Consider the following 9,689-nt stretch of genomic DNA (forward strand, 5'->3'; position numbering starts at 1 on the left):
CCATGGGGCAGTGGGGATACGAACGACAGCACGACGCGCTCGACGTGGACGGAGAGGCCGAGGCCGAGCAGAGGGACGCGCTGGAGGGGGTGCGGGACTGGGTCGACGACCATGTGGACCGCTGGCAGCCGGTGCTGCCCGAGCTCAACCCGCACGTCGAGGGTGCCGTCACCCGCATGCAGTTCCTCGCCGACCATCTGCGACGGGCGGGTGAGCGGGCCCTTGCGGAGTTCGGACTGCGCCAGGAGGAACACGAGGCGCTGCACATGCTTGCCGGACACGGCGGGCGCAGAGACCTCACCCAGCTCGCCATCGATCTGGGAGCGGCGCCCAACGCGCTGTCCTCGCGGCTGGACGTGCTCGAGAAGCGCGGCTTCGTGACGCGTAAGCCCGCCGAAGGCCCGTCCGACGCCGGGGCTGAACAAGGCGACCAGATCGAGCTCACCGACGAGGGGCACGCCACCTGGCTGGCCGCCATCGAGGCGGCGGGCGAGGAGGAACGGCGCCTCTTCGGCGCGCTCGACTGGCACGAACAGCGCCTTCTTGCCGGCCTCCTCCGCCAGATCATGCTGGCGACCGCGAGGTACGACGAGGACTGACGAGGCACCGGGTAGACGCGTGCCTCAGTGAGACGGTCTTACCGGAGGGGGACGTGCCCCGAAGGGGCGCGGGGAACTGCGCGACCGGCCACGACGTACGCGCAGCCCGCATGCTGCGGACAGCGGCACCCCCTCCCCGGAAGAAGACCGCAGGACAAGCTCTATCCCTGCCGGGAGAGGCGCCCCTCAGGGGGACGGTGTCACCGGGGGGATGTGCCCTGAAGGGACGCGGGAACTGCGCGACCAGCCACGACCTACCCGCAGCCCGCATGCTGCGGACAGTGGCACCCCCTTCCCGGAACAAGACCGCAGGACAGGCTCTATCCGGCACGCAGCCGCAGCCCGCGCGGGGTCGGGTGGAAACCCGCGGCTTCCAGCACCGATCCCAGCGGTGCGGAGAGCGCAGCCGTGCCGTTGACGCGCTCCACCGTGACCGTCCCCAACGCACCCTGACGCGCTGCCTGGGCCAGTGCCTCGACGGCGGCGGCCAGCCGGACGCTGCCGACCTCGCCCTCGGCGGCCCCGGCCTCCCCCGATCCGGCGGCGCCCTCCGGTGCCGCCGGATCGTGCGCCCAGGCCAGCAGCGTCTTGCCGCCCCGTTCGACGTACAGCGTCAGCACACCGTCGACCAGCACCACCAGCGCGCCCGCCTTGCGGCCCGGTTTGTGTGTCGCGCCCGGTGGGGGCGGCGGCCAGGGCAGGGCCGCGCCGTAGGCGTTCGCGGGATCGGCGGCGGCTAGCACCAGCGCGCGCGGGGGCGTGCGGGCGCCGCCGGGGCGCGGGCTGCTGTAGGCACCGGAGCTGCCATGGGCCTCCGGACCGCCGTACGCCCCCGGGACGCCGCCGCCCTCCCGTTCGCGCGCTGTGCTGACGGCGCGCAGTCTGTCCACCGCGCCGTCCATCGCGAACTGCGCGGCGCCCAGGCCCTCGACCACATAGCCGCGCCGGGCCTGCCCGCTCTCCTCGAAGGCCGACAGCACTCGGTAGGCGGCGGAGAAGCCGCCCTCCACCCCTTCGGCGGCCACCGCCCCACGCGTCACCACACCGTGCCGGTCCAGCAGCGTGCGGGCCAACGCGTGTGCGCGGTGGGTGGGTTCGCTCTCCGGCTCGGGCAGCAGTGACCAGCGGCCGGCGACGGTCGGTGGCGCCGCTGCCGGGGCGCGCTGCGGCGCCCGGCGGCCGGCTCCGCTGCCTGCGGCGACCGCGGCGGCGGTGAACGAGCCGTAACGTCCGCGTGGGGTGGGGCGCTTGGCGCGGTGTGCCGTCGACCCTGCCGTACGGCCCGAGCCCAGCAGCGCCCGCAGGGGCGCGAGGGTGTCCCCGGTGACCCTGCCGGACCACACCAGGTCCCACAGCGCCTCGGTGAGCTGCGGGTCGGTGGCTTCCGGGTGCGCGCCGCGTGCTCGTTCGGCGATCTGCCGGAAGAACAGCCCGTATCCGCCCTCCAGCGCGGCAAGCACCGACTGGTGCACCGGTGTGAGCTCCAGGGGATGCGGAGGAGGGAGCAACAGAGGGGCGGTGTCGGCCAGATGGAGGGAGATCCAGCCGTCCTTGCCGGGCAGTGCGCCCGCGCCCGCCCAGACGACCTCCCCGGAGGCGGTCAGCTCGTCCAGCATGGGAGGCGCGTAGTCCGCGACCCGGCCGGGCAGCACCAGCTTCTCCAGCGCGGAGGCCGGGACGGGGGCTCCCTGCAACTGCTCGACAGTGCGCAGCAGTCCCTCAACTCCGCGCAGACTGTTGGTGCCCACGTGCTGCCACTGCGGCAGAAAAGCAGCCAGCGACTGCGGGGGGACCGGCTCCAGCTCCTGGCGCAGCGCCGCCAGGGAGCGGCGGCGCAGTCTGCGCAGTACGCCCGCGTCGCACCACTCCTGGCCGATCCCGGACGGATGGAACTCACCCTGCACCAGCCGGCCGCTCGCGGCCAGCCGGTGCAGCGCTCCGTCGGCGACCGCGGTGCCGAGACCGAAGCGAGCCGCGGCATCGGCGGAGGTGAACGGGCCGTGGGTACGGGCGTAGCGCGCGAGCAGGTCGCCCAGCGGGTCGGCGACCGGTTCGGTGAACGCCTCTGGTACGCCGACGGGCAGTGCCACCCCCAGTGCGTCCCGCAGCCGCCCGGCGTCCTCCACCGCCGCCCAGTGCTCCCGGCCGGCGATCCGTACCCGGATGGCCCGGCGGGCCGCCTCCAACTCCGGCGCCCACCCGGGCTCGGAGCCGCGCTCCGCCAGCTCATGGGAGGTGAGCGGGCCCAGCAGCCGCAGCAGGTCCGCCACGCCCTCCACGTCCTTGAGGCGGCGGTCCTCGGTGCGCCACTGGAGCTCGCGCTCCAACTCGTGCAGGACCTCGGCGTCCAGCAGTTCCCGCAGCTCCGCCTGGCCCAGCAGTTCGGACAGCAGCCGGGAATCCAGAGAGAGGGCCGCGGCGCGGCGTTCGGCCAGCGGGGAGTCGCCCTCGTACAAGTACTGCGCCACGTAGCCGAACAGCAGGGAGCGGGCGAACGGGGACGGTTCGGGGGTGGTCACTTCGACCACCCGCACCCGGCGGGCCTCGATGTCGCCCATCAGCTCCGTCAGGCCCGGCAGGTCGAACACGTCCTGCAGGCACTCGCGGACCGCTTCCAGGATGATCGGGAAGGAGCCGAACTCGCTGGCCACCTGCAGCAGCTGGGAGGCGCGTTGCCGCTGCTGCCACAAGGGGGTGCGCTTTCCGGGGCTGCGGCGCGGCAGCAGCAGCGCGCGCGAGGCACACTCCCGGAAGCGGGCTGCGAACAGCGCCGAGCTGCCCACCTGGTCGGTGACCGTCTGCTCGATCTCGCCTTTGTCGAAGAGAACATCGCTCACGCCCAGCGGCGGCTGGTCGGGGTCCGCCGGGAAATCCTGGTCGGGCGTACGCGGGGAGCGCGGCTCCGCAGCGGGCATCGGGCCGGACTGGGTGTCGAATTGGGCCCCCAAGGGGGTGTCGAACTGTGCGTCGAACAGGTCGAGGTCCATCAGTTCGGCATCCGGCAGCCGCAGCACGAGGCCGTCGTCGGCGTGCATGACCTGGGCGTCCATGCCGTAGCGCTCCGTCAGCCGGGCGCCGATGGCCAGTGCCCAGGGGGCGTGCACCTGTGCGCCGAACGGGGAGTGGACCACGATGCGCCAGTCGCCCAGCTCGTCGCGGAAGCGCTCAACGACGATCGTTCTGTCATCCGGCACATGCCCGGCTGCCTCGCGCTGCTCGGCCAGGTAGGCCAGCAGGTTGCTGATCGCCAGTGCGTCCATGCCGGAGGCCGCCAGCCGCTCCTCGGCCTGCTCCCGGCGCAGCGAGCCGATCTCGCGCAGGAACGCGCCGAGCGCCCGGCCCAGCTCCAGCGGCCTGCCCAACTGGTCGCCCCGCCAGAACGGCAGCCGCCCGGGCACCCCGGGCGCGGGAGTCACCAGCACCCGGTCCCGGGTGATGTCCTCGATCCGCCATGTCGTCGTCCCCAGGGTGAAGACATCGCCCACCCGGGACTCGTAGACCATCTCCTCATCCAGCTCACCGACCCGGCCACCGCCCTTCTTCGGATCGGCGCCCGCCAGGAACACCCCGAACAGCCCGCGGTCCGGGATGGTGCCGCCGGAGGTGACGGCCAGCCGCTGCGCACCAGGGCGGCCGGTTACCGTGTTCGCCACCCGGTCCCACACCAGGCGTGGGCGGAGCTCCGCGAACGCGTCGGAGGGATACCGCCCGGCCAGCATGTCCAGCACCGAGGTGTACGCGGACTCCGGGAGCGCTGCGAAGGGCGCTGCCCGCCGTACCAGAGCCAGCAGTTCATCCACGTCCCAGGTGTCCACCGCCGTCATGGCGACGATCTGCTGGGCGAGGACGTCCAGCGGGTTGGCGGGGACGCGCAGCGCCTCGATGGCCCCTTCGCGCATCCGCTCGGTGACCACGGCGGACTGCACAAGGTCACCCCGGTACTTCGGGAAGACCACGCCTGCCGAGACGGCGCCCACTTGGTGCCCCGCGCGCCCCACCCGTTGCAGCCCGGAGGCGACCGAGGGCGGCGACTCGACCTGGATCACCAGATCGACTGCGCCCATGTCGATCCCCAGCTCCAGACTGGAGGTGGCCACCACGGCGGGCAGCCTGCCCGCCTTGAGGTCTTCCTCGACCTGGGAGCGCTGCTCCTTGGAGACCGAGCCGTGGTGCGCCCGGGCGATGAGCGTCGGCGCACCGGTGACCGCTCCAGCGTTGCCCATCAGTTCGGCCGGCGAGTGGTCCTCGGGCATGGGCTCGCCCGTGGCGCGCTCGTAGGCGATCTCGTTCAGCCTGTTGCACAGCCGCTCGGCCAGGCGGCGGGAGTTGGCGAAGACGATGGTGGAGCGGTGCTCCTGGATGAGATCGGCGATCCGCTCCTCCACCGAAGGCCAGATCGACGGCTTGCCGCCGCCTCCGGGCCCCGATGCGTCGGACCCGGCCGCGTCCTGCGCCGGGGAGCTGCCCAGCTCGCCCATGTCCTCCACAGGAACCACGACCGACAGCTCGAACTGCTTGCCGGAGGGCGGCTGCACGATCGCGGCGTTCCGGCGGGGCGAGAGGAAGCGGGCCACCTCGTCCACCGGGCGTACGGTCGCCGACAGGCCGATCCGGCGCGCGGGCTGCTCCAGCAGATGGTCCAGCCGCTCCAGGGAGAGCGCCAGATGAGCGCCGCGCTTGGTGCCCGCAACGGCGTGCACCTCGTCGACGATGACCGTCTCGACGCCGGAGAGCGCCTCCCTCGCGCTGGAGGTCAGCATCAGGAACAGCGACTCCGGTGTCGTGATCAGGATGTCCGGCGGGCGGCGGGCGATGGACCTGCGCTCGGCGGCCGGGGTGTCACCGGAGCGGATCCCCACCTTGATCTCCGGCTCGGGCAGGCCGAGGCGCAGCGACTCCTGCCGGATGCCGGTGAGCGGACTGCGCAGGTTCCGCTCCACGTCGACGGCGAGCGCCTTCAGCGGCGACACATACAGCACACGGCAGCGCTTGAGCGGGTCGGCGGGCGGCGGCGTGGCGGCGAGGGTGTCCAGCGAGGCGAGGAAGGCAGCCAGCGTCTTGCCGGAGCCCGTCGGCGCCACCACCAGCGCATCCGAGTCCTCGGCCAGCGCACGCCAAGCCCCCTCCTGCGCCCCGGTGGGATCGCGGAAGGCGCCCGTGAACCATGCACGGGTCGCTGGTGAGAAGGCGTCCAGCGCCGATGTCGGACCCATGCCTCCCATCGTGCAGCACGCCACTGACAGCGGCCCGGGGCCGGACACCTGCCCGGGCGTGGGGCATCGGGCCTGGGCTTGGCCCATCGGGCCTGGGTGCAGGCCGCCGTTTCCGGGTGCGAGGTGCCATGACTGGGTGCGGCGGGCGGGCAGCAGCGGGTGCGGTGGCGTGATCATGGTGGCGGGGACCGGCCGGGTGGGGTGCGCAGCCCTGGCGGAGAATGGGCGTATGACGCAGAGGGAGAGTGCGCACTACTGGCAGTCACCGAAGCTGCCCGGTGTCGACCTGCTGCGTGCCCGCTACATACGGAAGATCTTCGCGCGGCACACGCACGAGACCTATGTGATCGCCGCGATCACCGAAGGGGTGGAGGCCTTCCACCATGGCGGAAGCGTGCACCAGGTGGGCCCCGGAGGGCTGGCGCTGATCAACCCCGACACCATGCACACCGGGCACGCCGGGGCTCCCGAGGGCTGGTCCTATGAGGTGCTCTACCCGGACGCCTCCCTGGTGGCCCGGATCGCGGCCGAGACCACCACCCTCCGGGGCACCCCCGGATTCACCGCCCCCACGGCCCACGACCCCGTTTCGGCCCGCCATGTGCAGGCGATACACCGAGCCCTCGAAGAGGGCAACGCGCTGGCGGCCGACACCCTCATGCACGCGGTGGTCGCCCGGCTGCTGCGGCTGCACGGGGGTCCGCTGCCGGAGCGGTCCGTCCGTACGGCGGGCGCCCGGTACGCGCTGCAGGCCCGCGCTGTCCTGGAGGAGCGGATGGCGGATCCGCCGTCCCTGGAGAGCCTCGCCACCGAGCTGGGCACCAGCCCTTTCGCGCTGCTGCGCGCCTTCCGGCAGCTGTACGGGATGCCGCCGCACGCCTGGCTCACGGACGCGCGCGTACACCGGGCACGCGCGCTGCTGGACGCGGGACTGCCGCCCGCGGAGACCGCCACCGCCGTCGGTTTCACCGACCAGGCCCATCTGACGCGGCACTTCGGGCGGATCATCGGCGTCCCGCCCGGCGCCTACCGCCGCGGGCGCGCAAGAACGTACAAGAACGCCTGGCCCCCGGCCTCCTAGCGTGGCCGCGTGCCACAGCAGAGAGAAACCTTCGACCAAGCGAAGGCGCCGGACACCGGTCCGGCGCGCGAAAACGGTCTCATACCGGGGGCGCCCGATGAGGGCGCATCGGAAAACCCACAGTACGGAAGCGGCGACCGTGCCGGAGCACGGGCTGACAGTGCTGGTACGCGGGACGCCAGTGGTGACGGTGCGAGTGCGCGGGACGCCAGCGGCGCCAGTGCGGGTGTGCGGGACGATCGCGCCGTTGTACGGGACGCGCTGGGTGTCGGAATCGCCGTCGGGCTGTCCGGCTTCGCCTTCGGTGTGACGGCCGCCGGTGCCGGAATCTCCCTGGCCCAGACGTGTGCGCTGAGCCTGTTCGTGTTCACCGGGGCCTCGCAGTTCGCCCTCGTCAGCGCGCTGGCCGCCGGCGGGAGCCCGCTGACCGCCGCTGCGGGCGCCTTTTTCCTGGGCTTCAGGAACGCCTTCTACGGGCTACGGCTGTCCCGTCTTCTGGGGCTGCGCGGGGGAGCACGGCTCGCGGCGGCGCACTGGGTGATCGACGAGACGTCGGCTGTCGCTCTCGCACAGCGCGGACAGCATGCCGTCCGGCTCGGCTTCACCGTGACCGGCGCGACCCTCTTCGCCCTGTGGAACCTCACCACCCTGCTCGGCGCGCTGGGCGCCGAAGCGCTGGGCGACACGGACGCCTGGGGCCTGGACGCGGCCGGCCCGGCCGCCTTCCTCGCCCTGCTGGCGCCCATGCTGCGCACCGGAGTGGAGCGGGTGACAGCCGGGCTCGCTGTCGTCCTCGGCCTTGGCCTGCTGCCTGTACTGCCCGCAGGTGTGCCCGTTCTGGTGGCCGCACTCGCAGCGCCGCTCGTCCTCCTGGTGCACAACGGAGTGCTGCCAGGAAGGCGAGCGGAGCGCGGCGGAGAGCGGAAGGGGAAGGAGGAGTCCCGGTGAACGTCTGGATCGCCATAGGGGCCACGGCCCTCGGCTGCTACTTGGTGAAACTGCTCGGCCTCTCGGTGCCTGCGGGCGTGCTGGAGCGCCCTTTGGTCCAGCGGCTGGCCGCACTGTTGCCGGTGGCGCTGCTTGCGGCCCTGATCGCCCAACAGACGTTCGCCGACCAGGTGTCGCTGGTGCTCGACGCCCGCGCTGCGGGCCTGGGCGCTGCGGCTGTCGCGCTGGTGCTCCGGGCGCCGTTCCTGGTGGTCGTCGCTGCGGCCGTACTGGTCACGGCAGGCGTGCGAGCACTGGCCTAGGCACGCTCGGCACGGCTCGGCACGGCTCGGCACGGCACGGGGCCTGGGGCAGGACTTCGCGGCTCGGGGCACCGAGCCGTGCCCAGTGCCCGAGCCGCGCGCTCGATCCCCGCGCCCCGGCCTCCGAGCCGGCTCAGAGCCGCCCGTACGCGCGCAGTGTGTGCAGGGCCTCCAAGGTGACCAGAGGGCGCCCTTCGAGGGCCGTGCCGGGTGCCCACCTGCGCCAGTTGATGTCCCAGCCGCCGTCGTCCTGCTGGCGGCTGACCAGGTGGTCGAGCCCGCGCTGCAGCTCCGTGTCGGTGAACCAGTGGCGGGCCAGGGAATCGGGCCTGTGCGCGAAATCGGTCACGTAGTGGTACTCACCCGGCGCATAGCCCTCGGGGAGCGGGAAGTCGGCCGTATGTTCCGGGTCCGTCACGGCGAGCCGCTGTTCGCGCACAAGAGTGCCCAGCCGACTCGCGGCGGCTTCGGCGCGCGGCCGGTCCGGTACGCCGTCGAGGAAGGCCAGCGCTGCCCGTACCTCGTAGGGATGGGTCGTGCCCATGGTCTCGATGGTGCTCCAGCAGTAGTCCGTCGCGCGGAACAGCCAGGCGTGCCAGACGCTGTTGCGGTGCAGAGTGCCGACCACGGGGCCGGTCGCCAGCAGGTCGCTGGGCGGCTCGTCCGGCACCGGGATCCACGGTGCGGCGGGGTAGCCGCGCAGCGAGGGGTGTACGGCGGGCAGCGCGCCCTCCGGTGTGGAGACTGCCGTCAGATAACGCCCGATGCGCTCCACCCGCTGCCCGGCACAGCGCCCGATGCTGTCCAGTACCCGCACGGCGGTCGCGGTGTGCAGCGGCTGGCTCACAGGACCGCGCAGGTCGGGCTCCAGCGCGTGGCCGTAGCCGCCGTCGGCGTTGCGATAGGCGTCGAGGGCGGTCTCGACAGTGCTCGGGTCGCCGTCCAGGAAGTCGTGCTCGAAACGCCGCTGTTCCAGCACACGCGCTGTCAGCCAGATGAAATTCTCCGCGCGGGAGAGAACCGATCCACAGGGAGCCATCCTTCGACGGTAGGGCCGCCCGCCCTTCGGGTCACTGCTGTCGGCGGGAGCCAACCCTTCAGGGCGGGATACTGGAGTCATGCGGTTGACGGACTTCTGGCAGCGGATGGCGGAGCACTTCGGCGAGACCTACGCCGACTCCTTCGCGCACGACCACGTGATGTCCGGCCTGGGCGGCCGAACGGTGCATGAAGCGCTCGCCGCGGGCTGGGAGGCGAAGGACATCTGGCGCGTGGTGTGCGACGTCATGGAGGTACCGGCACACAAGAGGTGAGTCGTTTACCGGGCGCCGTGCCTCGGGGCGCGAAACTTGCCCGGTGGGTGCACCAGACGACGGCGACCGGGACAGACACGAGAGGGACGGCGCCGGAGCGCGGGACGGTCGCACGGAGGGCAACGCCGACAGCAGCGACGCGGCCGGCCCGGGGGAGGGAAGCGCGGGCCCTCCGAGCGGAAGTGCGGGCCCTCCGGTTGGGAGCGCGGCACCGTCCACGGGGAGCGGAGGGG

The 9,689-nt window shown here is 72.8% G+C and carries 7 protein-coding genes; 5 read left to right on the forward strand and 2 right to left on the reverse strand.

Annotated elements, in window-relative coordinates:
- The first annotated feature begins 2 nt into the window (after nt 1-2).
- Nucleotides 3-599, forward strand: a complete 597-nt coding sequence (locus tag ITI46_RS17210) for a MarR family winged helix-turn-helix transcriptional regulator (RefSeq protein ID WP_209240446.1) — start codon at nt 3-5, stop codon at nt 597-599.
- A gap of 320 nt (nt 600-919) precedes the next feature.
- On the opposite strand, the gene ITI46_RS17215 is transcribed toward ITI46_RS17210, so the two are convergent.
- Entirely contained in the window at nt 920-5,821 is a 4,902-nt protein-coding gene (locus ITI46_RS17215) for an Lhr family ATP-dependent helicase (RefSeq protein WP_209240447.1), read from the reverse strand.
- A 220-nt stretch (nt 5,822-6,041) separates the two neighbouring features.
- Here ITI46_RS17215 and ITI46_RS17220 point away from each other — a divergent pair, with 220 nt between their 5' ends.
- From ITI46_RS17220 to ITI46_RS17230, 3 genes are all read left to right on the forward strand, one after another.
- Nucleotides 6,042-6,893, forward strand: coding sequence for an AraC family transcriptional regulator (locus ITI46_RS17220; RefSeq protein ID WP_209240448.1), 852 nt, complete (start codon nt 6,042-6,044; stop codon nt 6,891-6,893).
- 228 nt (nt 6,894-7,121) lie between these two features.
- On the forward strand, nt 7,122-7,841 hold the full coding sequence (locus tag ITI46_RS17225) for an AzlC family ABC transporter permease (protein WP_209240449.1): 720 nt from the start codon (nt 7,122-7,124) through the stop codon (nt 7,839-7,841).
- The gene (locus tag ITI46_RS17230) at nt 7,838-8,143 is read left to right on the forward strand and encodes an AzlD domain-containing protein (protein ID WP_209240450.1); all 306 of its coding nucleotides are present in this window, start codon (nt 7,838-7,840) and stop codon (nt 8,141-8,143) included. The genes ITI46_RS17225 and ITI46_RS17230 overlap by 4 nt, the downstream gene beginning before the upstream one ends.
- Nucleotides 8,144-8,276: 133 nt before the next feature.
- Here the strand turns inward: ITI46_RS17230 and ITI46_RS17235 are convergent, their stop codons facing one another.
- The gene (locus ITI46_RS17235) at nt 8,277-9,182 is read right to left on the reverse strand and encodes a hypothetical protein (protein ID WP_209240451.1); all 906 of its coding nucleotides are present in this window, start codon (nt 9,180-9,182) and stop codon (nt 8,277-8,279) included.
- A gap of 79 nt (nt 9,183-9,261) precedes the next feature.
- On the opposite strand from ITI46_RS17235, the gene ITI46_RS17240 reads away from it, so the two are divergent.
- A complete protein-coding gene (locus tag ITI46_RS17240; RefSeq protein ID WP_209240452.1) occupies nt 9,262-9,456 on the forward strand; it encodes a DUF3046 domain-containing protein in 195 nt (64 codons plus the stop codon).
- Nucleotides 9,457-9,689 lie beyond the last annotated feature (233 nt).

Source organism: Streptomyces oryzae, from assembly GCF_017676365.1.
Lineage (GTDB): Bacteria > Actinomycetota > Actinomycetes > Streptomycetales > Streptomycetaceae > Streptomyces > Streptomyces oryzae.